Consider the following 22,356-nt stretch of genomic DNA (forward strand, 5'->3'; position numbering starts at 1 on the left):
CGCCGGGGCGTGCCGGCGGGTTCGCGTACCCGCAGGATCTGGTGGCCGTCGGCGCGCAACCGGGCGACGGTGCCGGCCACCCGCGCGGCCGGCACCGCGACCTCGACCACGGCGACGGCCGCGTCACCGGTGGCCGGCTCGTCGGTGAGCAGGCCGTCGGCGACCGTCCAGTGCCGGGCCCCGGGGAGCCGGACCGTCTCGCCCCGGTGGTCGCTGACCAGGACCGCTCCCCCGGCCGCCAGCACCTCGTCGACCAGTTCCGGGACCAGGCCCCGGGCGGCGGAGTCCAGCCCCTCCCAGGGCTCGTCGAGGACCAGCAGGCCGGGGGTCCGCAGCATCGCCTGGGCCAGCCCGACCTTCTGCGCGGTGCCCTTGGACAGGTCGGGCAGGCGGACCGAACGGAACGGGGCCAGGCCCAGCCGGTCGGTCCACCTGTCGACGGCCCGGTCGGCCCCGGCCCGGCCCAGGCCGGCGGCCCGGCCCATGGCGGTCAGGTAGCGGGTCACGGTGAACGGCTGGTCGGCGGGGAACCGCTCGGGCACCCAGCCGACCCGGTGGGGACGGTCGACCACCCGGCCCCGGACCGGACGCAGCACCCCGGCGCAGAGTTGCAGCAGGGTCGACTTGCCGGCCCCGTTGCGGCCGAGCACCACCGCCACCTCGCCCGGATCGAGACGGGCCGTGACGCCGCGCAGCACCCAGGGGCCGCCCCGGTGGTACCGGAGCCGGATGTCCTCCAGTCGCATGGGGTGAGCCTGCCACAGCCCGACACACGGCAGGGGCCCCGCCACGGTCCGTGGCGGGGCCCCTGCGCGGGAGCGGTCGGGATCAGCCCTCGACGGCGGTCTCCTGGAGGTTCTTCACCACGTTCGGGTCGACCGGGACGCCCGGGCCCATCGTGGTGGCCAGGGTGACCTTCTTGAGGTACTTGCCCTTGGCCGCGGACGGCTTGGCGCGGAGCACCTCGTCCAGCACCGCGGCGTAGTTGTCGATCAGCTGGGTCTCGGAGAACGAGGCCTTGCCGATGATCAGGTGGAGGTTGGAGTGCTTGTCCACCCGGAAGGTGATCTTGCCGCCCTTGATGTCCGAGACGGCCTTGGTGACGTCCATGGTCACCGTGCCGGTCTTCGGGTTCGGCATCAGGCCGCGCGGGCCCAGGATCCGCGCGATCCGGCCGATCTTGGCCATCTGGTCCGGCGTGGCGATCGCCGCGTCGAAGTCCAGCCAGCCGCCCTGGATCCGGGCGACCAGCTCGTCCGTGCCCACCTCGTCGGCACCGGCGGCGACGGCCTCCTCGGCCTTCGCGCCGGCGGCGAAGACGATCACGCGGGCGGTCTTACCGGTGCCGTGCGGCAGGTTGACCACGCCACGGACCATCTGGTCCGCCTTGCGGGGGTCGACGCCGAGGCGCATGGCGACCTCGACCGTGGCGTCGAACTTGGCGTTGGTGGTGTCCTTGGCGAGCTTGACCGCCTCGGCCGGGGTGTAGAGCTTCGACTTGTCGATGGCCTCGGCGGCCTTGCGGTACGTCTTGCTGCGCTGCATCTCGGGTTACTCCTGTGGTCTCTGGCGGGCCGCGGTCGACGCGCGCCCTCCCACGAACTGGTCTGGGGGACTGACGGACGTCAGTCGTTGACGACGATGCCCATCGACCGGGCGGTACCGGCGATGATCTTCGCAGCCTGGTCGATGTCGTTGGCGTTGAGGTCGACCATCTTCTTCTCGGCGATCTCGCGCACCTGGGCCTGGCTCACCGAGCCGACCTTCTGGCTCTGCGGCACGCCGGAGCCCTTGTCCACGCCGGCGGCCTTGAGCAGCAGCCGGGCGGCGGGCGGGGTCTTCAGGACGAAGGTGAAGGAGCGGTCCTCGTAGACGCTGATCTCGGCGGGGACGATGTCGCCCCGCTGGGACTCGGTCTGCGCGTTGTAGGACTTGCAGAACTCCATGATGTTCACGCCGTGCTGACCGAGCGCGGGGCCCACCGGCGGAGCCGGGGTCGCCTGGCCCGCCTTCAGCTGAAGCGTGAACGTCTTGACGAGCTTCTTCTTCGGAGGCATGTCACTTCCTGGGGCTTGGAACTGGGAAAGGTGCCGGCCACGGGCGCGCACGGTCAGCGCGGTGCCACAGCGACGACATTCAAGGGTAGCGCAGCGCCCGGCGACCCTCTGCGCCGAGGTCCGCGCCGGGGCGGAACGACGTCGCCGGCGGCAGGCCGTGGCCCACCGCCGGCGACGGGAACGACGTCAGATCTTGGCGACCTGGTTGAAGTTCAGCTCGACCGGGGTCTCCCGGCCGAAGATCGACACCAGCACCTTGAGCTTCTGCTGGTCGGCGTTGATCTCGCTGATCGTCGCCGGCAGCGAGGCGAACGCCCCGTCGGTGACGGTGACCGAGTCGCCCACCTCGAAGTCGAGGACCTTGATCTCGGGCTTGGCCTTCTTCTGCTCGGTCTCCACCGCCGGGGCCAGCCACTTGAGCACCTCGTCGAGGCTCAACGGCGCCGGCCGGTCGGCCCGGTCGGTGGCCCCCACGAACCCGGTGACCCCCGGCGTGTTGCGCACGCAGGAGTAGGACTCGGCGGTCAGCTCCATCCGGACCAGGATGTAGCCGGGGAAGACCTTGGCCTGGATCTGGGAACGCTTGCCGTTCTTGACCTCGACCTCTTCCCGGGTCGGCACCTCGACCTGGTAGATGAACTCCTCCATGTCGAGGGAGGTGATCCGGGTCTCGAGGTTGGTCTTGACCTTGTTCTCGTAACCGGCGTACGAGTGCACCACGTACCAGTCGCCGGGCGCGTAGCGCAGCTTCTGGCGCAGCTCGGCGACCGGGTCGTAGTCCTCGTCCGGCTCCGGCTCCGTGGTCGGGAATTCCGGCTCGCTGGCGGCCTCGACCGACTCGTCACTCGCCGCCGTCGCGACCGTGGACTGGTCGTCCGTGGTCTCGGCGGTCTCGTCGTACTCAGGCACGCTTGCTCACTTCCGTCACTATCGGCTCAGTCGGCCGGTCAGCTGGGGCTGCCGAAGACCCACAGCACGCCCTTCGCGAAGGCGAAGTCGAGCAGGCCCACGATGGTCAGCATCACCGCGACGAAGGTGACCACCACGGCCGTGTAGGTCAGCAGCTCCTTGCGGGTCGGCCAGATGACCTTACGCAGTTCGGCGACGACCTCGCGGAAGAAACGCGCGATGCGGGCGAACGGCCCCACCCGGTCGGTCTCGGAGCGGGTCTTCGACTTGCTGTCGGCGGCACCCGCGCGGGTCCGCGACCGGGTCGCGGTACCGCCCCGGGATACCGGCTCGTCCGCGTCGGTGGCGTCGTCGTCGGTGGCGTCGCTGTCGGCGGTCACCTCGTCGACGACCTCGTCACGCTCGTCGCGCAGACCGTCGTCGCCGGCGTCCTCGCCGCGCCGCTTGCTCTCGGCCACTTCGCCCTCCGTCGCGGGATGTCGGTTCGTACGCCGGGAGGCGTACGCGGCGCTGGTCACGCCGGCCGGACCAACCGTCCCGCGACGGGCCGCGGCCGGCGGACCGGACGAAGGGCCCCGAGTCGCCTCGAAGCCACCCCGCCGATGCCACCACCACGGGCCGGACGCCGCCTTGCGGCGGCGCGACCCACGGGAACGGTCAGGCCTGAGGCGCAGGGGTGACAGGACTTGAACCTGCAGCCTGCGGTTTTGGAGACCGCTGCTCTGCCAATTGAGCTACACCCCTGTGCGGCAACGCTCGCCCCACCCGGCCTGCACGGCCGAGCAGGGGTCACTTGCCCCACGGCGGACCAGTGTACGGGTAGCGCCCCGACTTTCCCAACCGGTCCCGCCCGGTCCGTTCCGACGACCTGTCAGCCGGCCGTCCGCACGATCGCCCGCGCCTGCGACAGGACCTTCTCGCCGCCGCACCGCGCGGTCACATCGAGCCTGGTCAGACCGGCTTCGGTGACCTCCTTGACCACCGCGTCGACGGTGATCTCGGTGCCCTCGTCGTCGTCCGGAACGACCACCGGCCGGGTGAACCGCACCCCGAACTCGACCACCGCGTCGGGCGCGCCGGCCCACTCGGTGACCGCCCGACCGACCAACGCCATGGTGAACATGCCGTGGGCGATCACCCCGGGCAGCCCCACCTTCGTGGCGGTCCGGTCGCTCCAGTGGATCGGGTTGAAGTCCCCCGAGGCGCCCGCGTAGCGGACCAGGTCCGCCCGGGTCACCCGGAACGTACGGGTCGACAGTTCCACGTCAGGACTCCCCACGGACGACGAGCTTGGACCAGACGGCGACCACCGGCTCACCGGCCACGGTGGTCACGTCGGTGCGGGTGGTGAGGAAGCCGTGCCCGCTGCGGGAGCTGATCTCCTCGATGGTGTTCACACAGACCAGCTCGTCCCCGGCCACCACCGGCCGGTTGTAGGCGAACCGCTGGTCGCCGTGCACCACCCGGCTGTAGTCGACCCCGAGCGCCGGATCGTCGACGATCTGCTGGCTGGCGGCCATGGTGATCAGGACCGGGAAGGTGGGCGGGGCGACCACGTCCGGGTGGCCGAGCGCACGGGCCGCCGCCGGATCGTGGTGGGCCGGGTCGGTGGCGCCGATGGCGGTGGCGAACTCGCGGATCTTTTCTCGGCCCACCTGGTAGGGGGCGGTCGGCGGGTACGTCCGGCCGACGAAGGACGGGTCCAGGGACATGCCGCCGAACCTACACGGGACGCACGAACGCCGACCCGTACGGGCGGGCGACCGTGAAAGGCCGCGCCAGCCCTGCGGATCGGCGTCCGGGGTGAAGCGCTACGGACCGGGCCGGCCTACTGCCGGCCGCAGGTCAGCGGGTCTCGCGGTGGATCGTGTGCTTGCCGTCCCGGGGGCAGAACTTCTTCAGCTCGATGCGGTCCGGGTCGTTGCGGCGGTTCTTGCGCGTGATGTAGTTGCGCTCCTTGCACTCCACACACGCCAAAGTGATCTTCGGCCGGACATCGGTCGCCTTCGCCACGGCGGAGTGCCTTCCTCGCTACGGATATCAACTACAGCGCATCAGCCTACGCGGACAACGCCTGGACATGCAAAGCGGGCGCCAGTGGCGCCCGTCCCACCGACCACCGGGGATGAGCCCGGAGGACGAGAGTAGCGGTGGCCGGACTTGAACCGGCGACACAGCGATTATGAGCCGCTTGCTCTGCCATCTGAGCTACACCGCCGCAGGCGGGTCCAGCCGGACCCTCTGAGCCCCCTTACGGAATCGAACCGTAGACCTTCTCCTTACCATGGAGACGCTCTGCCGACTGAGCTAAGGGGGCCTACCCGATCACCCCGGAGGGCGTCGCGCAGGGGATACATTACACGGCACCGCGCCGGGGGTGAAATGGGATCCCCCTGTCCCGCGTCGCCGCAGCTCAGGGCACGACGCGGAGCCTCGGCAGCGCGTCCGGGTCGATCGCCTCCTGGTCGGTCTGGGCACCGAACCAGGCCTCCAGCCGCTCGTACGGCAGCGGACGGCTGAACAGGAAACCCTGCCCGATCTCGCAGCCGATGTCCTGGAGCAGTTCGAGGGTCAGCTCGCTCTCCACCCCCTCGGCCACCACCGCCAGGCCGAACTGCTGGGAGAGCGACACCACCGCGTTCACGATCGCCAGGTCCCCCGGGTCGGTCGCCATCCCCTGCACGAACGACCGGTCCACCTTCACCTCGTGCACCGGCAACCGGCGTAGCTGGGCCAGCGACGAGTTGCCCGTGCCGAAGTCGTCCACCGCCAGCCGGACGCCGAGGTCCCGCAGCCGGCGCAGGGTGGGGATCGGCCGCTCGGTGCCGTCCAGGACCGCCGCCTCCGGGATCTCGACGGTCAGCAGCTGCGGCGGGACGTCGTACTCGGCCAGCAGCTCACCGACCCGGTCCGGGAAGTGCCGGTCGGTCAACGAACGGGCGGCGATGTTGACCGCCACCGCCAGCGGCTGCCCGGTGCGGCTCCAGTCCCGGCTGCGGCGCAGCCCCTCACGGAGGACGAACTCGGTGAGCCGCCCCAGCTGCCCGGTGTGCTCGGCGACCGCGACGAAGTCCTCCGGGGAAACCGTGCCGTGCGCCGGGTGCTCCCAGCGGGCCAGGCACTCCACCCCGAGCAGCCGGCGGTCCCGCAGGGTCACCTTCGGCTGGAAGTAGACCTCCAGCTCCCCCTCGTCGAGAGCACGGCGCAGGTCACCGGCGAGCCCGAGGCGGCGCAGCGACCGCGACTCCAGCGCCGGGTTGAACAACTGCACGCTGCCCGGCACCGCCTTGGCCGCGGTGGCAGCCAGGTCGACCCGTTGCAACAACACGGCGGCGTCGCTGCCATGGTCGGGATGCACCGCCACCCCGACCGCGGTGTCCACGTCGAGGGTGAGCGCGTCGAAGACCATCTCGTCGCGGATCTGCTCACGGAGCTGGGCGGCCAGTTCGAGGGCCGCCTCGGCGTTCTCCAGCCGCAGCGTCACCAGGAACTCGTCCCCGCCGGCCCGACCCACCAGCGCCGACGAGGGGGCGCAGGCGCGCAGCCGCTCGGCCACCTCGACGAGGACCTTGTCCCCCGCCGCGTGCCCCAGCGACTCGTTGACCTGGCGCAGGCCGTCGACGTCGAAGAGGAGCACGGCGACCACCTCGCCGGGCGCCCGGATCTTGACCGCCTCGGCCAGCGCGGCGGTGATCCGCCGCCGGTTGGGCAGCGTGGTCAGCGCGTCGTGGTAGGCGTCGTGGCGCAGCCGGTCGACCAGCCGGGAGTTCTCCAGGGCGACCGCGGCGTGCGCGGCCACGGTCTCGAAGACGGGGATGTCGCTCGTGGTGAAGTGGCCGATGTCGCTGAGCCGGTTGGTGACCTCCAGGGTGCCGATCACCGCCTGACCGGACCGCAGCGGCACCACGATGGCGTCCTTGACCTGCTGCGCGCCGACCTCCCGGCGCAACGCCGTGTCGTCGCCGAGCAGCCGCCCGATGGACAGCGTCTTGCCCAGCTCGCGGGCCTGTTCCCGGAAGACCGTCGGGGTGGGCGCGAAGTCCAGCAGGCCCGGGGTGTCGACCCGGGCGGTCAGCAGCACCTCGGGGTGCCGGCGCTGGGCGGGCAGCCACAGGGTGGCGTACTCGGCCTGCATCAGGGCCCGCACCCGGTCGAGGAGGATGTCGGCGAGCGCCCCCTCGGCGCTGTTGGTGAGCAACCGGGTGAGGTCGTACATGCCGGTCAGGGTGCGGTGCTGCCGGAAGAACTGCGAGTAGGAGCGGTAGACCTGGAACAACGCCGCGAACAACGCGGCCAGCAGCAGCACCGACCACCAGGTGGTCTTCAACGCGATCAGGACGAGCAGGCCGACCGAGGCGTTGATCGAGGTGGTGAGGAAGACCGAGGGCGCGGTACGCAGCGCCTCCCGGCCGGCCTGCCAGCCCTGGAGCAGCACGTGCACCCCGGCCACCGAAAGCAGGCTGACCAGGGTGATGGTGTTGACCGCCAGGAACAGGATGCCCCAGGTGCCCGGCCCCACCCCCTCCAGCGGGGGCAGGGCCAGCAGCAGCAGCCCGGCCAACGAGGTGGCCGCCGCCGCCTTCGCGACGTTGAACCACAGCTTGGCCGGGGCGAACCGGTGTGACGCGCTCCAGATCAGCACGGAGAGCGTGTAGATCAGCACCACCGTCAGCGGAGGCAGGAAGAAGAGCGCGACGACGAGGGGCACCTCGGTCAACGTCACCCCGACCGACTGCCGCCGGACTATCACGTTGAGGACCGGGATGCTGATCCCCGTCATCGCCACGAAGAGGACGAACGCCAGGCCCCACTTCCCGAACTCGGGCCGCAGGACACCGATCGCGGTGCTGAAGACGATGGCCAGCAGGGCCAGGGGGGCGGTGATGAACCAGGCGCGTTCGGTGGACTTACGCCGCTGATCTCGGCTGGCCATGCGCCACCCTCTCCCTGAGAGACGTCACCCCCAGGACACCGGGAGCGGGGACGACGCGGGGGCTTAGCGCGCGCCGCCCATCGTCCAGACGACGTCCGCCATTTGCGCGCCGCCGTCGATGGACTGGACGCCGGTGACGGCGAGTCCACCCAGGATGGTGGCGAGCACGAGGAGCGAGCCAAACAGCCGGCCCAGCCTTCGACCAGACATGATTGCTCCTGTCGAGAGAGTGTTCACGGGGGATGGTGGAGGTTCCACGATCGTGCCACACCTCGGGTACCCAGAAAAGCGGGGAGAGCGGCGCTGGTCCGAGCAGCGGAGAGGTTCCGCCGTTCGGCCCACCACCGTCACCTCCCCGTGCCAGATCAGCGGCACCAGGACGGGTAACTGCCTCCACGAATCGCCCAATGTCACTATCGACGCAAACCCGATCTTAACGGCGCAGGGCCGCTCTCCGGGCGGCAGGGTGACCGTCGCATTCGAAGGTCGCGACGACTGCTCCCGGAACCGTCACATCGATCACCATAGCTCATTTCGTCAGGTACGGAAGCGGCCTGTCGGGAGTCGACGGACTCCGCACCAGATCAACGACAAAACGCGCGTACGGTGGCGAGCCGGCGCGAGCAGGCGAAACACCCGCCAGAGGCGGTCGGACCCCGCGATGTCGTACCCCGATGCTGTCGTGAATCCATGACATCGCAGACACCGGTGATCGAGCAGCGGGCGGCCCAGCCGTACCTGGGGATCAGACGTACGGTGACCATGGCGACCATCGGCGACGCCGCGGCCGCCCTGTCCGACCTGGCCGACTGGCTGACCGCGCGGGGGATCACCCCGGCCGGCCCGGACTTCCTGCGCTACCACGTGATCGACATGGCGCGGGAACTGGAGGTCGAGGCGGGCGTGCCGCTGCCGGCCGGCACGCAGCTCGCGGTCGAGGCGCCCATGGGCACCGGCGTGCTGCCGGCCGGCCGCTACCTCACCACCACCCACGTCGGTGACCCCGACGAACTGGTGGAGGTGACCGGGGCGTTCCTGGAGTGGGCCCAGCGCCACGGGTTGCGCTGGGACGCCGGCGACACCGACGCGGGTGAGCGCTGGGGCTGCCGACTGGAGATCTACCACCTCGGCCCGGACGACGACCCGGACCGGAACACGTGGAAGACACAGCTGGCGTTCCGCCTGGCGGACTGAGCAGGACCGGGATAGCTGGGGCGATTTGGGGGTATGTCGGAGGTTATGGCAGGTCAGCATGGTGCGGTCGACGAGGAACACGCGCGGCCGACGGGAGTCGACGACGCGACGGTCGAGGCGTTGGGCAAGCTGAGTGAGGCGTTGGAGACGATCCACCGGGTGCGCGGGCACCTCTACTCCGCGCACCAGCTCGTCGGCGGCGCGGACCTCACCCTGGACCAGGTGGTGGAGTTGCTGCGCGGGGCCGGGCACGACGAGGTGGCCGACCGGGTCGAGCACGAGCTGTTGGGGCGCAACCTGCTGCCCGGCCGGTGGACGTTCCAGATCGTGGAGGAGTTCGACGACGGCTACTACGCCACGTTCCAGGAGATCGAACGGTACGCCCGGGAGAAGCTGGCCGACGGCCGACGGCACCTTTACGAGGCGGAGATGAAGCAGCGGCGGCGTACCCACGGCATGCCCGGCCACGAGGCCACGCCGGAGTCGGCACGACCCGGCCGCGACGGCCGCTGACCGACCCGACGTCGCCGAGGCATGTGACCAGCCCGACCTGAGCCCGACGTGAGGCGCGGAGCGGGCGGGCGCATGATCGACTCAAGGGAGGCGATGTAGCGGTATCCGGCCAGCCTGGATACCGCTACATCGGCCCACGGGCGAGACGCGTGGGGGTCACCACTGGCGGCGTACCGTCGCTTTGGGGCCGGTGACCAGGGTGGCGGGCGGGATGTCGTCGGCGACCACCGCGCCGGCCGCCACCACGGCGTCGCGGCCGATGCGGACGCCGGGGAGGATCGTCGCGCCGGCCCCGATCCAGACGTTCTCCGCCACGTCGATGGGCGCTCCGGTCAGCCACTCCCGCCGCTGCCCGGGGTCGACCGGGTGACCGAGGGTGATGAAGGTGGCCTTCGGGCCGATCATGACGCCTTCGCCGAGCCGGATGCCGGCATAGTCGAGGAACGTGCAGTTCTGGTTGATGAACACCCGCTCCGCGATCTCCAGATTGAGGCCGTGATCGGTGTAGAACGGCGGATAGATCGTCACCCGCGCCGGCAGTGGCCGGCCGAGAAGTTGCGCCAACAGCTCCGCCCGGCCGGCCTCGTCGTCGAAGGGCAGCACGTTCAGCCGGGAGGTCAACTCGGTGGCCCGCAGCACCCTCGCCGCCATCGCCTGGAACTCGGGGCTGTGGATACGCATGAAGCGGTCGTCGGACATCCCGCGATCCTCGCCGACGCCCACGGGGAGCGCCGACTGCGGGCCGCCGCCCCTCACCGCTCCTCCCCCGGCCGGCCCACCGGTGCCCGAATCGGCCGACCGCCCGGGTCGAACTCCCGTCGACCTGCTCAAGACCGGCCGCTGTTCCTCTGCGAGCGCCATCCGATGACGCGGAAACCGGCGGACCACCTGTACGCCACCGCCGAGAACGCGGCTCCTGCGCTTCCCACCGGCGTTCCGATCAGGTAAGCCATCCACGTGACCCACGCCGATGCGAACAACCTGCATGACTGGATTCCCGTTGAGGACTGACCGCCAGCGCGTCACCCGGGCGGGTATCGCCCGGGTGGCCGGTCTCGCGCTGCTGTGGGGTTCCGGCTTTCTCTGGATCAAGCTCGCGTTGCGGGGCTTCAACCCGGTGCAGATCGTGTTCACCCGGCTCCTGCTCGGCTTCCTGGTCCTGACCCCGATCGCGCTGTCCCGGGGACTCCGCTTTCCGAGGCAAGGGAGGCTGTGGGGTCACCTGTTCGTGGCCGCCCTGGTCGCCAACACCGTGCCGTACCTGTTGTTCAGCGTCGCCGAGGAGACGATCGGGTCCAACGTGGCGGGGGTGCTGAACGCGACCACGCCGCTGTGGACGCTGCTGCTGGCCTTCCTCGTCGGCGTCGACCGGACCGTCACCGTGCGGAAGGCCGCCGGGTTCGCCCTCGGGTTCCTGGGCGTCGTGGTCATCTTCTCGCCGTGGGAGTCCGCGAGCGAGATCGCCAGTTGGGGTGGCCTCGCCTGCCTCGCCGCAGCCGCCAGCTACGGGCTCGGCTACGTCTACATGGGCCGGTACCTGTCCGGACGCGGAATCCCGCCGCTCGTGCTGTCGGCGGCCCAGCTCGGCGCGGCCACCGTTCTGCTGGTCCCGGTGCTGCCGTTCGCCGGCCTGGAGTCGCCGGTGTGGCGGCCCGACGCGGTGGCGAGCCTGCTCGTCCTCGGGGTGCTCGGCACCGGAGCCGCCTACGTCCTGAACTACCGCATCATCGACGACGAGGGGCCGACCGCCGCGTCGGTGGTCACCTACCTGCTGCCCGTCGTCGCCGTGCTCCTCGGTTGGGTGATCCTCCGCGAGGCCGTCACGACCGCGATCGCCCTGGTGCTCGCCGGAGTCACCCTGACCCGGCGACGGTCCACCGAAATCGGATAACCCCCACGTCACATCGACCGGCGATCCTTGTACCCGGACGGGCCTGCCCAGCCTCACGGGTCACCGACTCGAAGCCGGTCACCGACGCCACGGTTCATCGGCTCCCGAACGGCACGGAGGACGCTGATGCAGGTCACCATGGCAACCAGCGCGGCCAAACCCGACCAGCCCAACGAGGACTTCGCCGGGACCGTACCGAATGCCGTCGTCCTGCTCGACGGTGCCGGCCTGTCCGGCACCACCTCGACCTGCCTGCACGGTGTCGCCTGGTACACCCGCCGGCTCGGTGGGGCACTGCTCGGCCAACTGGCGGCCGGCGACGGCCAGGACCTCACCGCCATCCTCGGTCAGGCGATCGTGCAGGTTGCCGACGCGCACCGGGACATCTGCGACATCAGTGACCCGAGCAGTCCGTCAGCAACCGTCACCATCTTCCGGATCGACGACGATCGCGCTGACTACCTCGCGCTCGCCGACTCCGTGCTGGTCCTCGACCATGCTGGGGACGTTCCCGAGGTGATCACCGATGGGCGGGTGGACGCCGTCGGCAGCCGCTACCGCGCCGCGATGGACGCCGCCCCGAACGGAACTGTCGAACACGACCGGGCGCTCCGCGACTACATCGAAGCCCTCCGCGCCCACCGCAATCGGCCCGGCGGCTTCTGGGTCGCCGCCGACGACCCGGGGGCGGCGACGGAAGCGCTGACCGGGAGCCGGCCTGTCTCGGAACTCAGGGGTGCCGTCCTGCTCAGTGACGGGGCCAGCCGCATCGTGGACCAGTTCGCCCTGGCGGACTGGCCGGCAGTGCTCGCGCTCCTCGCTGCGGAAGGGCCGGGCGAGGTGATCCGGCGGGTCCGGGCGGCGGAGGCCAGCGATCCGCAGGGCAGAAGGTGGCCGCGCGCCAAGGCGTACGACGACGCCACACTGGCCTGGTGCACCCGGTTCCCCGCCCGACAGACACCCGCCGGACCGGGCCTCACTCCTGCGGCGAACATGATCGAACGGCGACACGTATGCGACGCAGGTGGCCGGGTCGACCGCTCGGAGTGGGACGGAAGCGAGACTGACAAAGAAAGCCCCTGACCGGCGATCGTGCTGGTCAGGGGCCGCTTTGTGCACCTGGTGGCGGGTAGAGGATTCGAACCTCTGTAGCTTTCGCGACGGATTTACAGTCCGCTCCCATTGGCCGCTCGGGCAACCCGCCAGGGCACACCGCCGCGTCGCAACGCGGCAGCGGAGCAAGGATAGCGGTCGCCCCCGGGGGCGTGGCAACCGGGTACCGTCAGAGAGTCGTGGGGCTGGTCAGCACCGCGACGACCCTGACAGACCGCCGGACAAGCAGGAGCATCAGCATGGCAGCGAACCCGTCGTTCGACATCGTGAGCAAGGTCGACCGGCAGGAGGTCGACAACGCCCTCCGCCAGACGGAGAAGGAGCTTGCCCAGCGGTTCGACTTCCGTGGCACCGGCGCCGAGATCTCCTGGTCGGGTGAGGAGGCGATCAGCCTCCAGGCCGAGACCGAGGAGCGGGTCAGCGCCGCGCTCGACGTGTTCAAGGAGAAGCTGGTCAAGCGGAACATCTCGCTGAAGTCCCTGGACGCCGGTGACCCCCGTGCCTCGGGCAAGGTCTACAAGATCGACGCCAAGGTGATCCAGGGCATCGAGTCGGACAAGGCCAAGGCGATCAGCAAGAAGATCCGCGACGAGGGCCCGAAGGGCGTCCAGGCGCAGATCCAGGGCGACCAGCTCCGGGTCACCGGCAAGAAGAGGGACGACCTCCAGGCCGTCATCTCGCTGCTCAAGGGCGAGGACTTCGGGGTGGCCCTCCAGTTCACCAACTACAGGTAAGGCGGCTCCGGCCGGCCTGGTCATCGCGCCAGCCACACCATGCCACCTGGGCAGGGATCGTCACCAGTAGTCGTCGTTGGTCGCTCTCGATTGGCCTCCGACGGCCTGGTGACGGCCTAGACCTGGTCCTGGTCGACATAGTCGGCGCCGGTGCGCTCCGACCCCTCGGCTCTAAGTTCTGGGCGCTTCGTCCGGCGAGGTTTGCCCACGTCTGCGGCCTCGGGCGGCTGTCCGTGATCGCCCACCGGCGGCCACCTGCGTCCCGACCGGCTGCTGTCAGCGCTGCTGGCGACACTAGCGCTGCGCACGGTTTAGCAAGGGACTAGCGTCCGGGAGGACTGTGCCGAGTCCTACCAGGACATACCCCAATAGCGCCTGCGATGCACTCGATCCTTCCCGGCATGTTCGGATCTTGCGCATCGGTCAGGCGACTTCGGGCTGGCAAATCTCCGCGTTGACATTCTGTTGCCATATCGCTCCCCTCTGCCATGATCCCAGCTATGGCAGTCGAGAGTGGTTCAGGTATCCACGGTGGCGATGCGCAAGCCCGCCGGGTCAGGCGGCTTAAACAACCTCGACCCTTGCAGGGGACTGAGACTTTTTTTTGCACGTTCCTCACTAACGGTCACTAACCACAGCACATCCGTGTCTGGTTTCCTCCGGTTACGGCAAGTAGGATCCCGGCGTGACAGACTCGCCTGCAACTTCGCTTCATGCGGCCTTGAGTGCCGAGGAGATGGCTGAGCTGCAGCATCTCGGCATTCCAGTCAACTTGGCACCTGGGACTGTCGTGTTCACCGAGGGCGAGACCACTACACACGCCGTGCTGATCAAAGAGGGGCACGTCAAGGTCATTTCCGCCGGACCGCAGGGACAGGAGATCGTCCTAGCAACGAGGGGCCCCGGCGAAGTAGTGGGCGAGATGTCTCCCGTCGACGGACGGCCCCGATCAGCGACCGTAGTAGCCGTCACACCGGTTGCGGGTTCAATCGTAAGCGCTGAGATCTTCAATGCCTTCTTGGACCGACACCCCCGCGTAATGCGCTTCCTGTTGCTACAGACAACGCAGCGACTTCGGGATGCCGATCATCGGCGGGTTGATCTAGCGACGTTGACGGTGAGTGCCAGAGTGGCCGCCACACTGCTGGAGATGGCGGGCATTGACCCTCGGGCCCCCGATCCCAGCTCGACCCATCCGATCCCAGACATCTCGCAAGTCGAACTCGCTGGGTACGTGGGGGCGTCGCGGGAGGCAGTGGCGAAGGTGCTCCGGGACTTGCGAACCAAGAAGATCATCCAGACTGCGCGGAGATCCATCATCATCGACGATGTCCCCGCCCTTCGTGCCTTGGCCAGTGGAAACACGTAAGAAGGCCATCAAGTTTGGTACTCTTGCACACTTGGACTGCGATGTAGTACCGTTCGGTCCTCGGTGTCCGGTGCGAGTCACTCGGAAGGAGCGGACCGATGTATCAACATGCCACGTTCACGTTTCTCGGTCTGGACATCGAGGCGTTCCACCGCTTCGACCGCGACCTCAGTGCCCAGATGGTCCTGCGGTCCGAGCTTCTATGCATGCTGGATATCGCCTTGAAAGATGCAGATCTCTATGCGGACGCGAAGATCCTCGACCGAGGTGACGGCGCGTTGGTGATCCTGCCGTGTGGACCTCTCCAAGTACTCACCGAGGTAGTGCCGCGCTTGACGGCATCCCTCAACGCCTACAACGAGGACAAGCCTTCCCGCCTCGTCCTCCGACTACGACTTGCTGTACACCAGGGAGCAGCCGCCTATGACGAGCGGGGCGGCTACATCGGACGAGACGTCACATTCGTGTTTCGCATGATCGAATCAGAGACCATGCGCCGTCAGCTTGCAACGACAACCCGGCCCATCGTTTTGGCGGTGTCGGAGCGGGTGAACGATGAGGTAAAGGCCGCCAGGGCAGACGACGGGCAGTTAATCCCTCAACTTGACTCGCTCAGTTTCGAGACAAAGGAAACACGAGCGACAGCCTGGACCGCGCAACTGGGAAGGTGTGTTCCCGCCTGAGGAACCCCATCACGAGCAATGGCAGCGGATGCTGCCTGCACTCCCAGCAGGAGAACATGCGCGGTTCGCGTCCTGCCTGACGCGAACCGCACCAATCGGCCTCTCCCGAAAGGTTCGCACATGCCTCAGTCAGAGTCGACCAGGAAGAAGGTAGCCCCGCCGGACCCGTCCCCGCCATTGGACGTTCGGCTGGTTGTCCTCCTCGCTTTGGCCGGCTTCGCCACATGGTTGGCCTTCGTGAACCCACCGGCCGCGGTGGCGGTTGCGTTCGGCCTCACCGTCCTCTGCACCCTCCACCTCATGACCAAGAGGCACTAGCAAGCCTCCGGGGCCTCGTCTTCATGGGTGAGGCCCCGGAGGCGTCGTGCATGCTGCGGTTTACCGGCCGGGCCTCTCGGATCGAAGCGGCGCCGGAGGAAGCCACTCTCGCTGGTGGCGAAGTAATTCGCTCTAGTAACCCGCAACGCATGCAGACCGGAACAGCGCGATCACCTTCCGGCGGTTCGACTGCGACTCAGGCTACGAGAAGCAGACCTGAAGGTGACCATCCCCGGCACACTCCCGAAGGAAGCCTGCCATCCCGATGCTCCTATGGAGGTCAAGTGGTCAGGGCGGCGAAGTCTGCGCGGAGGGCGGTGTAGACGTCGCGGACGATGTAGCGCTTGAGGCAGCGTAGGATTTCTTGCTTGCTGAGGCCTTCGGTGATGCGTCGTTGCTGGTAGGCGCGGGTGCGTTCGTCGTAGCGCAGGCGGCAGAGGGCGATGGTGTGTAGGGCGTGGTTGGCGTGGCGGTCGCCTCCTCGGTGGAGGCGGTGGCGGCGCACCCGTCCGGAGCTGGCGGGGATGGGTGCTGCTCCGCAGAGGTGGGCGAGTGCGGCCTCGGAGTGGAGCCGGTCGGGGTTGTCGCCGGCAGTGGTCAGGAGTTGGGCGGCGACGTCGGTGCCGACGCCGAACAGGGCGCTGGTGCGAGGTGCAGTCCGGCGGACCAGCGGTGCCAGTTGTCGGTCGAGAACATGGATCTCCCCGGTCAGAGCGAGCGCCCGGCGAGCGAGCCCGACCAGCGCCGCAGCGGTGGCCTGTTCCGGGTCGTGGAGTCGTTTCAGGTCGGCGGTGAGGGTGGCGCATCGGTTGACCAGAACAGCGGCGCTGAGCTTGGTGAGCTTGGCCCGGAGGGTTTCCGGGGCAGCGGTGACCAGGCCCCGCATCTGGTTGATCGCGGCGGTTCGGGCCTTGACCGCGCCCTGGCGGGCGACCCGTAGGGCGCGGATGGCCTCGACTGGACCGGTGCGGGTCTTCGGGATGCCCATGGCGGTGCCGGCGAGGGTGGCCCTGGCTGCGGCGATGGCGTCGATGGGGTCGGACTTGCCCTTGGCTCGGCGGGTCCTGCGGTCCGGGCGGTCGACCTCGACGACGGGTACCTTGCGGCTGCCCAGGTGGCGGGCGAGGCCAGCGCCGTAGCTACCAGTGCCCTCGACCCCGACCGCCACCAGGCGACCGAAGGACCGCAGGGTCTGCTGCACCGATAGGTGACATCTGAGATGGCTTGCCCTGGTAGCGGGCTGGAAGGATGTCGCTGTGCCCAAGCCCTGTCCCCGAGAGTTCCGCGATGACGTCGTGCGGGTGGCCCGTGACCGTGATCCGGGCGTGACCGTCGAGCAGATCGCGAAGGACTTCGGGGTCCACCCCATGACGTTGTTCAAGTGGCTGCGCCAGGCCGACATCGACGCTGGCGCGAAGCCCGGCACGACCAGCGGCGAGTCAGCCGAGCTACGCGAGGCCCGCAAGCGGATCAAGCTCCTCGAACAGGAGAACGAGGTCCTGCGCCGGGCCGCGGCCTACCTGTCGCAGGCGAACCTGCCGGGAAATGGCTCTACCCGCTCGTGAGCGAGCTGGCCGCCGACGGCATCCCCATCGCGGTGACGTGCCGGGTATTGACCATCGCTCGTCAGCCCTACTACCGGTGGCTCGCCCAGCCCGTCGGCGACGCCGAACTGGCTGCGGCTCACCGGGCGAACGCTTTGGTGGACGCCCACCGCGACGATCCGGAGTTCGGGTACCGGTTCCTAGTCGACGAGGCCCGCGCAGCCGGGCAGGCGATGGCGGAGCGCACCGCGTGGCGGATCTGCTCGGACAACGGCTGGTGGAGCGCCTTCGGCAAGCGCAAGCGGCACGGCAAGGGTCGCAAGGTCGGGCCGGCGGTGCACGACGACCTCGTGCACCGCGACTTCACCGCTGACGGCCCGAATCGGTTGTGGCTGGCCGACATCACCGAACACCGCACCGCCGAGGGCAAGCTCTACCTGTGCGCGATCAAGGACGTGTGGTCGAGGAGGATCGTCGGCTACTCCATCGACTCACGGATGAAGTCCCGCCTGGCCGTCACCGCGTTGCACAACGCCGTAGCCCGACGCGGCCCGGTAGCCGGCTGCGTGCTGCACACCGACCGCGGGTCCCAGTTCCGAAGCCGGAAGCTGATCCGCGCACTCAACCAGCATCACATGATCGGTCGATGGGCAGAGTCGGCGCCGCCGGCGACAACGCCGCCGTGGAATCCTTCTTCGGCCTGCTCCAGAACAACGTCCTCGACCGCCGAACCTGGACCACCCGCCAGCAACTCAGGACCGCGATCGTGACCTGGATCGAACGGACCTACCACCGCCGCCGACGCCAACGATCCCTGTCCCGGTTGACCCCCATCGAGTACGAGACCATCATGACCCCACCGGCCAGTCAGGCCGCGTGACTACAACTGTCACCTATCGGTGCAGCAGACCCCCTCTTCACGGGAAAGGGCTCCGCTACCGCGTCCGGTACATCGCGCCAGATGGCCGCGAGCGGTCGAAGTCGTTTCCCGACAAGGAGAAACGAGCCGCTGAGGCGTTCCTCGTCTCGGTGGAGTCGGACAAGCTACGCGGCACCTACATCGACCCGGCCGCCGGCAAGCTGACCTTCCGGCAGTACGCCGAACAGTGGCTGGCCGCGCAGACCTTCGACGAGTCGACCCGCGAGGTGACCGAACGGCGGCTACGCCGACACATCTTCCCCCACCTCGGCGGGCGCGCCCTCGCCACAATCCTGCCGACCCACCTGCGGGAGCTGGATCGCTCGCTGCAACAGTTCGGGTTGGCGGTCACCTACCGGGTCGTCGCCTACAGCAACGTCGCCACAATCCTCAACGCGGCGGTCGACGACGGTCGGATCCCTCGTAATCCGTGTCATGCGAAGACCGTCCGACCGCCGAAGGTGCCGCCCCGCAGGGTGGTGCCGTGGTCCCGGGAACAGGTGCTCTCCATCCGCTGCGGGCTGCCCGAGCGTTACCGTGTCGCCGTTGACCTGGGGGCGGGCTGCGGCCTTCGTCAGGGTGAGGTTCTGGCCCTGGCCGTGGAGGACATCGACTTCCTCCGGGGCACGCTGCATGTGGTCCGCCAGTTGAAGATCGTTGGTAGTCGGCTCGTCTATGCGCTGCCCAAGGGACGCAAGACGCGAGACATCCCGTTGCCCGGGTCGGTGGGCATCGCTCTCACCCGCCATCTGGAGGACTTCCCTCCGGTGCCGGTGACGCTGCCGTGGGAGGTTCCCGGCGGCCCCCCGGTCACAGTCAACCTGGTCGTCCACGGCCGGACCAACGTGGCCCTGGACCGCCACACCCTGAACCGGGACTACTGGCACGCCGCCCTGTCAGCTGCCGGCATCCAGCACTCTCGGGCCACGGGGATGCACGCCTTGCGCCACTTCTACGCCTCGGTTCTGCTCGATGCCGGGGAGAGCGTCAAGGCGCTGTCGGAATACCTGGGCCACGCCGACCCCGGATTCACCCTGCGGACATACACCCATCTCATGCCGACCAGCGAGGACCGTACCCGGCGGGCCGTCGACAAGGTCTTTACGCCATCCTCGGACGGCCTCGCGACGGCCTAGCGGCGATCATGGCGGTGTCGTGGCTGCTAGATAGCGGCATCCCTCCAGTTCACCAACTACCGCTGACCCGGTAGGCAGACACCACCCACCCGGGCGGTCGTCCCCCGACGGGGACGGCCGCCCGACGCACGCACCCGGACCGACGGCCGCGCACGCACCCCGGAAGAGGGCAGGCGGACACCCCGGAAGACCGCGACGCCGCGTACCCCGAGGGGGTGCGGTCAGACCGTGACGGGGTGTTCGGCGCGGGTGGCGGTGGCCTCGGCGCGGGCGATCGGGCCACCGGGCAGCGCCGCGACCCCGGCCCCGACGCCGACCGCACCGGCGGCGAACAGGAACGCCCAGGGCACTCCGCCGGCGTGGTCGACGATCAGGCCGGCGACCGCGCCGCCGGCCGCGCTCGCCGCCACCGACATGGTCACCACCCAGGTGTACGCCTCGTTGAGCATGCCCGTCGGGGTGATCCGCCCGACCAGGGTGTTCTCCAGGGTCAGCGCGGGGGCGATGGTGGCCCCGCCGATCACCAGGGCGATGCCGAGGGACACCGGGCCGGGCATCACCGCGAAGATCGCCAGGGTGCCGGCCACCGCCGCGAGCAGCCAGGCGAACTGGCGGGTCATGTTGGCCGCCGGGCGGCGTACCCCGAACCAGAAACCGCCCATGGCGCTGCCCACCCCCCAGACGGCGAGCAGCAGGCCGGCCAGGCTCTCCGGGTCGCCGGTGGGCTGGTTGCCGGCGAACGCCGGCACGATCACCCCGGCTGCGCCGAACGCGATGCCGAGGCTCGCCACGCAGATCAGCAGCGCCGGGAAGCCGCCCACCCGCAGCGGGCCGAGCCCCCGGGCGTGGTGCTCCCGGGCGTGGGGCCGCCAGCCGCGCATCACCCGCCCCAGCGCCACCCCGGCGGTGCCGACCAGGGTCACCACGGCCGCGCCGACCAGTGCGGCGGCGGCGTCGGCGAGCAGGACGAAGCCGGCCACCAGCAGCGGGCCGAGCACGAAGACCACCTCGAAGAGCGACGTCTCGGCGGCCAGCGCGGTGTTGCGCAGCGGGTAGCGGCCGGTGGTCGGGCCGGTCAGTTCGTTCCACGCGCCCCGGATGGCGGCGGTCAGCGGCGGGTAGGTGGCCCCGGCCACCCCGGCGGCCAGGTAGATCAGGCGCAGGTCGGCGTTCTCGGCGCGGCTGGCCCCGAGCAGCGCGAACAGGGCCAGCGGGTGCGCCACGGCGGTGGTCAGCAGCACCGGGGTGGGTCCGACCCGGTCGGCGATCCGGCCGGCGACCGGGCTGAGCGCGGCACCGGACAGCGCGTAGATGCCGCCGGCCACGGCGGCGAGGGAGTACCGGCCGGTGACCTGCTCCACGACCAGCAGCAACGCCAACGGTGTCATGCCGATGCCGAGCCGGCCGACGACACCGAGGAGCAGCAGCAGCGGGGCGCCGGGAATCCGCCAGACGCCCAGGTACTGGCGCAGTGCGGACACGGCAGACCTCCCAGGAGACGATCAGGTAACGACTCAGAACCCTGTAGACCCTAACGCCGCAGGTCGCTCCGGGAATGGTCGATTCACTCACACCCGGGGCCGCTGACCCGGTGGCGGCGAGAGGGTAGCTTGCTGATCGACCCAGATACATACACCGCTGGATCGCCCCCGATGTCGTAGGAGGTCCAATGGTCGGCACGACGACCGAACGCCGCCGGCCCGGCCCGGCGTCCCGGGGCAGCCGCCGCCGGGCAGCTTCCCCCGTGCTCCAGCAGAGCACCCGTCACCAGCAGAACGGGGTCGAGGAAGCGAACCCGACGACCTGATGACCGACGCCGACGAGCGGCTCTCACCGCCCCCCGGTTACCTGGCCCTGTTCCGGCATCCGGTCGCCTCCCGCCTGGTCACCGCCCGGGGGATCTCCGAGTTGGGCGACTTCGTGGGGCTGGCCGCGCTGCTGCTGCTCGCGTACGACCAGACGCAGTCGGTCCTCGGGCCGGCCGCCGTGTACGCCGCCCGCGCCCTGCCCGCCCTGCTGGTCGCCACGGTGTTCAGCGGCTGGTTGGACGTGCCGGCCCGCCGTACCCTGCTGGTCTGGCTCTCGGTGGCCGGCGCGGTGCTGATCGCGGTCCCCCTCGCGGTGCCCCGGCCGGTGCCGGCGATCGTCGCGGCCGGCCTGCTCGGCGCGGTCCGGGCCGCCTACTCCAGCGTCAACGTGGCGGTCGCCGCCGAGTCGGTGGACGCCCCGCTGCGGCTGCCGCTGTTCGGCCTGTCCGCCTTCGCCAACCAGGTCGGCCAGGTGGTGGGGTTGCTGGCGGGGGCGAGCATCACCGTGGCGCTCGGCCCCCGGGTGGCGCTCCTGATCGACCTGGTCTCGTTCCTCGTCGCGGCGGTGGTGCTGGCCGGCCTGCCGACCGGGCAGCAGCGGCGGCGCGGGCCGCGCCCGCCGGCCACCGCCGGCCTGCGGACCATCGCCGGGCACCCGGTGCTGCGGGGTGTGGCCCTGCTCACCCTCGCCACGGTGCTCTCCGGCGCGCTGCCGGAGACCCTCGCCCCGAACCTCGCCGCCGGGGCCTGGCGGCCGGTGGTGCTGGCCTCGTCGGCGCTGGGCGGCGCGGTCTTCGTGCTGGTGCTGGGGCGGGGCACCTGGCTGGGCCGGTTGGCCGGGCAGGTCACCGTGGCCGCCGCTCTGGCCGGTGCGCTGCTGCTGGCCGCCCTGCTGGTCGCCACGCACGCCCCGGTGTGGGCTCTGGCCTGCGCCAACGCGCTGATCGGCGCGGGCGGCGGGTGGCTGATCGGCGCGCAGGCCACCTTTGCCCGGCTGGCCCCGGTGGAACGGATGGGGCAGGTGGAGGCGACCATCGTGGCCGCCAACATCGTCGTCGCCGGCTGCGGGATCTTCCTGCTCGGGTCGGCCGCCGCGCTGTTCGGGCCGGCCCTGGCCTACCTGCTGGCCGGGGTGCTGCTGCTGGTCGTGGTGCTGCTGACCCGCCCCGACCGGTTGCCCGCCGACGTGGGCCCGCAGCCGACCGGCCCGACCCCCTGACCCGACCGCGCCCGCG

The 22,356-nt window shown here is 69.9% G+C and carries 23 protein-coding genes, 4 tRNA genes and 1 pseudogene; 11 read left to right on the forward strand and 17 right to left on the reverse strand.

Annotated elements, in window-relative coordinates:
- The 13 genes from H1A17_RS21125 to H1A17_RS21185 form a co-directional block, all read right to left on the reverse strand.
- Nucleotides 1–746, reverse strand: a 746-nt coding sequence (locus H1A17_RS21125; protein ID WP_194822718.1) for an ATP-binding cassette domain-containing protein, incomplete at its 3' end; no start/stop codon positions are given.
- A gap of 82 nt (nucleotides 747–828) precedes the next feature.
- Nucleotides 829–1,545 carry a 50S ribosomal protein L1 gene (gene rplA, locus H1A17_RS21130; protein ID WP_145921759.1) on the reverse strand — a complete coding sequence of 239 codons (717 nt, stop codon included), beginning with the start codon at nucleotides 1,543–1,545 and terminating at the stop codon, nucleotides 829–831.
- Between the two features lie 80 nt (nucleotides 1,546–1,625).
- A complete protein-coding gene (rplK, locus tag H1A17_RS21135; RefSeq protein ID WP_088644789.1) occupies nucleotides 1,626–2,057 on the reverse strand; it encodes a 50S ribosomal protein L11 in 432 nt (143 codons plus the stop codon).
- A 186-nt stretch (nucleotides 2,058–2,243) separates the two neighbouring features.
- On the reverse strand, nucleotides 2,244–2,966 hold the full coding sequence (nusG, locus tag H1A17_RS21140) for a transcription termination/antitermination protein NusG (protein ID WP_088644788.1): 723 nt from the start codon (nucleotides 2,964–2,966) through the stop codon (nucleotides 2,244–2,246).
- Nucleotides 2,967–3,004: 38 nt separating this feature from the next.
- Nucleotides 3,005–3,424, reverse strand: a complete 420-nt coding sequence (gene secE / locus H1A17_RS21145; RefSeq protein WP_145921760.1) for a preprotein translocase subunit SecE — start codon at nucleotides 3,422–3,424, stop codon at nucleotides 3,005–3,007.
- 213 nt (nucleotides 3,425–3,637) lie between these two features.
- A tRNA-Trp gene (locus H1A17_RS21150) sits at nucleotides 3,638–3,710 on the reverse strand.
- A 127-nt stretch (nucleotides 3,711–3,837) separates the two neighbouring features.
- On the reverse strand, nucleotides 3,838–4,230 hold the full coding sequence (locus H1A17_RS21155; RefSeq protein ID WP_145921761.1) for a MaoC family dehydratase: 393 nt from the start codon (nucleotides 4,228–4,230) through the stop codon (nucleotides 3,838–3,840).
- Nucleotide 4,231: 1 nt separating this feature from the next.
- Nucleotides 4,232–4,678, reverse strand: coding sequence for a MaoC family dehydratase N-terminal domain-containing protein (locus H1A17_RS21160; RefSeq protein ID WP_194822719.1), 447 nt, complete (start codon nucleotides 4,676–4,678; stop codon nucleotides 4,232–4,234).
- Between the two features lie 133 nt (nucleotides 4,679–4,811).
- Nucleotides 4,812–4,979, reverse strand: coding sequence for a 50S ribosomal protein L33 (gene rpmG, locus H1A17_RS21165; RefSeq protein WP_067301359.1), 168 nt, complete (start codon nucleotides 4,977–4,979; stop codon nucleotides 4,812–4,814).
- Nucleotides 4,980–5,111: 132 nt separating this feature from the next.
- Nucleotides 5,112–5,184 (reverse strand) — tRNA-Met (locus tag H1A17_RS21170).
- A 26-nt stretch (nucleotides 5,185–5,210) separates the two neighbouring features.
- A tRNA-Thr gene (locus H1A17_RS21175) sits at nucleotides 5,211–5,283 on the reverse strand.
- Between the two features lie 96 nt (nucleotides 5,284–5,379).
- Nucleotides 5,380–7,899 carry a bifunctional diguanylate cyclase/phosphodiesterase gene (locus H1A17_RS21180; protein ID WP_145921762.1) on the reverse strand — a complete coding sequence of 840 codons (2,520 nt, stop codon included), beginning with the start codon at nucleotides 7,897–7,899 and terminating at the stop codon, nucleotides 5,380–5,382.
- 63 nt (nucleotides 7,900–7,962) lie between these two features.
- Complete coding sequence (locus tag H1A17_RS21185) at nucleotides 7,963–8,109, reverse strand: hypothetical protein (protein WP_168222567.1); 147 nt, start codon at nucleotides 8,107–8,109, stop codon at nucleotides 7,963–7,965.
- A 480-nt stretch (nucleotides 8,110–8,589) separates the two neighbouring features.
- On the opposite strand from H1A17_RS21185, the gene H1A17_RS21190 reads away from it, so the two are divergent.
- Both H1A17_RS21190 and H1A17_RS21195 read left to right on the forward strand, forming a co-directional pair.
- On the forward strand, nucleotides 8,590–9,093 hold the full coding sequence (locus tag H1A17_RS21190; RefSeq protein WP_194822720.1) for a GyrI-like domain-containing protein: 504 nt from the start codon (nucleotides 8,590–8,592) through the stop codon (nucleotides 9,091–9,093).
- 45 nt (nucleotides 9,094–9,138) lie between these two features.
- Entirely contained in the window at nucleotides 9,139–9,606 is a 468-nt protein-coding gene (locus H1A17_RS21195) for a hypothetical protein (protein ID WP_194822721.1), read from the forward strand.
- Nucleotides 9,607–9,762: 156 nt separating this feature from the next.
- Here H1A17_RS21195 and H1A17_RS21200 read toward each other — a convergent pair whose 3' ends face one another.
- Nucleotides 9,763–10,305 (reverse strand): DapH/DapD/GlmU-related protein, encoded by a 543-nt coding sequence (locus H1A17_RS21200; RefSeq protein ID WP_145921765.1) that lies wholly within the window; start codon nucleotides 10,303–10,305, stop codon nucleotides 9,763–9,765.
- Between the two features lie 301 nt (nucleotides 10,306–10,606).
- On the opposite strand from H1A17_RS21200, the gene H1A17_RS21205 reads away from it, so the two are divergent.
- Both H1A17_RS21205 and H1A17_RS21210 read left to right on the forward strand, forming a co-directional pair.
- Nucleotides 10,607–11,497 carry a DMT family transporter gene (locus tag H1A17_RS21205; RefSeq protein ID WP_228543962.1) on the forward strand — a complete coding sequence of 297 codons (891 nt, stop codon included), beginning with the start codon at nucleotides 10,607–10,609 and terminating at the stop codon, nucleotides 11,495–11,497.
- A gap of 126 nt (nucleotides 11,498–11,623) precedes the next feature.
- Nucleotides 11,624–12,580 carry a protein phosphatase 2C domain-containing protein gene (locus H1A17_RS21210; RefSeq protein WP_194822723.1) on the forward strand — a complete coding sequence of 319 codons (957 nt, stop codon included), beginning with the start codon at nucleotides 11,624–11,626 and terminating at the stop codon, nucleotides 12,578–12,580.
- Between the two features lie 37 nt (nucleotides 12,581–12,617).
- On the opposite strand, the gene H1A17_RS21215 is transcribed toward H1A17_RS21210, so the two are convergent.
- Nucleotides 12,618–12,701: transfer RNA gene (locus tag H1A17_RS21215), tRNA-Tyr, on the reverse strand.
- 148 nt (nucleotides 12,702–12,849) lie between these two features.
- Here H1A17_RS21215 and H1A17_RS21220 point away from each other — a divergent pair.
- The 3 genes from H1A17_RS21220 to H1A17_RS21230 all read left to right on the forward strand — a co-directional run bounded on the left by H1A17_RS21220 (nucleotide 12,850) and on the right by H1A17_RS21230 (nucleotide 15,396).
- Complete coding sequence (locus H1A17_RS21220) at nucleotides 12,850–13,344, forward strand: YajQ family cyclic di-GMP-binding protein (RefSeq protein WP_145921768.1); 495 nt, start codon at nucleotides 12,850–12,852, stop codon at nucleotides 13,342–13,344.
- 736 nt (nucleotides 13,345–14,080) lie between these two features.
- Entirely contained in the window at nucleotides 14,081–14,713 is a 633-nt protein-coding gene (locus H1A17_RS21225) for a Crp/Fnr family transcriptional regulator (RefSeq protein ID WP_194822724.1), read from the forward strand.
- 98 nt (nucleotides 14,714–14,811) lie between these two features.
- On the forward strand, nucleotides 14,812–15,396 hold the full coding sequence (locus H1A17_RS21230; protein ID WP_194822725.1) for a hypothetical protein: 585 nt from the start codon (nucleotides 14,812–14,814) through the stop codon (nucleotides 15,394–15,396).
- A 598-nt stretch (nucleotides 15,397–15,994) separates the two neighbouring features.
- Here H1A17_RS21230 and H1A17_RS21235 read toward each other — a convergent pair.
- Nucleotides 15,995–16,915, reverse strand: coding sequence for a transposase (locus tag H1A17_RS21235; RefSeq protein ID WP_309236829.1), 921 nt, complete (start codon nucleotides 16,913–16,915; stop codon nucleotides 15,995–15,997).
- A gap of 55 nt (nucleotides 16,916–16,970) precedes the next feature.
- Here H1A17_RS21235 and H1A17_RS21240 point away from each other — a divergent pair.
- A pseudogene (locus tag H1A17_RS21240) lies at nucleotides 16,971–18,138 on the forward strand (IS3 family transposase).
- Between the two features lie 149 nt (nucleotides 18,139–18,287).
- Nucleotides 18,288–19,313: a site-specific integrase gene (locus tag H1A17_RS21245; RefSeq protein ID WP_309236830.1), complete on the forward strand. Its 1,026-nt coding sequence runs from the start codon at nucleotides 18,288–18,290 to the stop codon at nucleotides 19,311–19,313.
- 221 nt (nucleotides 19,314–19,534) lie between these two features.
- Here the strand turns inward: H1A17_RS21245 and H1A17_RS21250 are convergent, their stop codons facing one another.
- Nucleotides 19,535–20,794 (reverse strand): MFS transporter, encoded by a 1,260-nt coding sequence (locus H1A17_RS21250; protein ID WP_145921769.1) that lies wholly within the window; start codon nucleotides 20,792–20,794, stop codon nucleotides 19,535–19,537.
- A gap of 188 nt (nucleotides 20,795–20,982) precedes the next feature.
- Here H1A17_RS21250 and H1A17_RS21255 point away from each other — a divergent pair, with 188 nt between their 5' ends.
- Nucleotides 20,983–21,120: a hypothetical protein gene (locus H1A17_RS21255; RefSeq protein WP_168222568.1), complete on the forward strand. Its 138-nt coding sequence runs from the start codon at nucleotides 20,983–20,985 to the stop codon at nucleotides 21,118–21,120.
- Complete coding sequence (locus H1A17_RS21260) at nucleotides 21,120–22,340, forward strand: MFS transporter (RefSeq protein WP_145921770.1); 1,221 nt, start codon at nucleotides 21,120–21,122, stop codon at nucleotides 22,338–22,340. The genes H1A17_RS21255 and H1A17_RS21260 overlap by 1 nt, the downstream gene beginning before the upstream one ends.
- The last annotated feature ends 16 nt before the right edge of the window (nucleotides 22,341–22,356 follow it).

The organism is Micromonospora sp. S-DT3-3-22, from assembly GCF_015354745.1.
GTDB classification, from domain to species: domain Bacteria; phylum Actinomycetota; class Actinomycetes; order Mycobacteriales; family Micromonosporaceae; genus Micromonospora; species Micromonospora wenchangensis.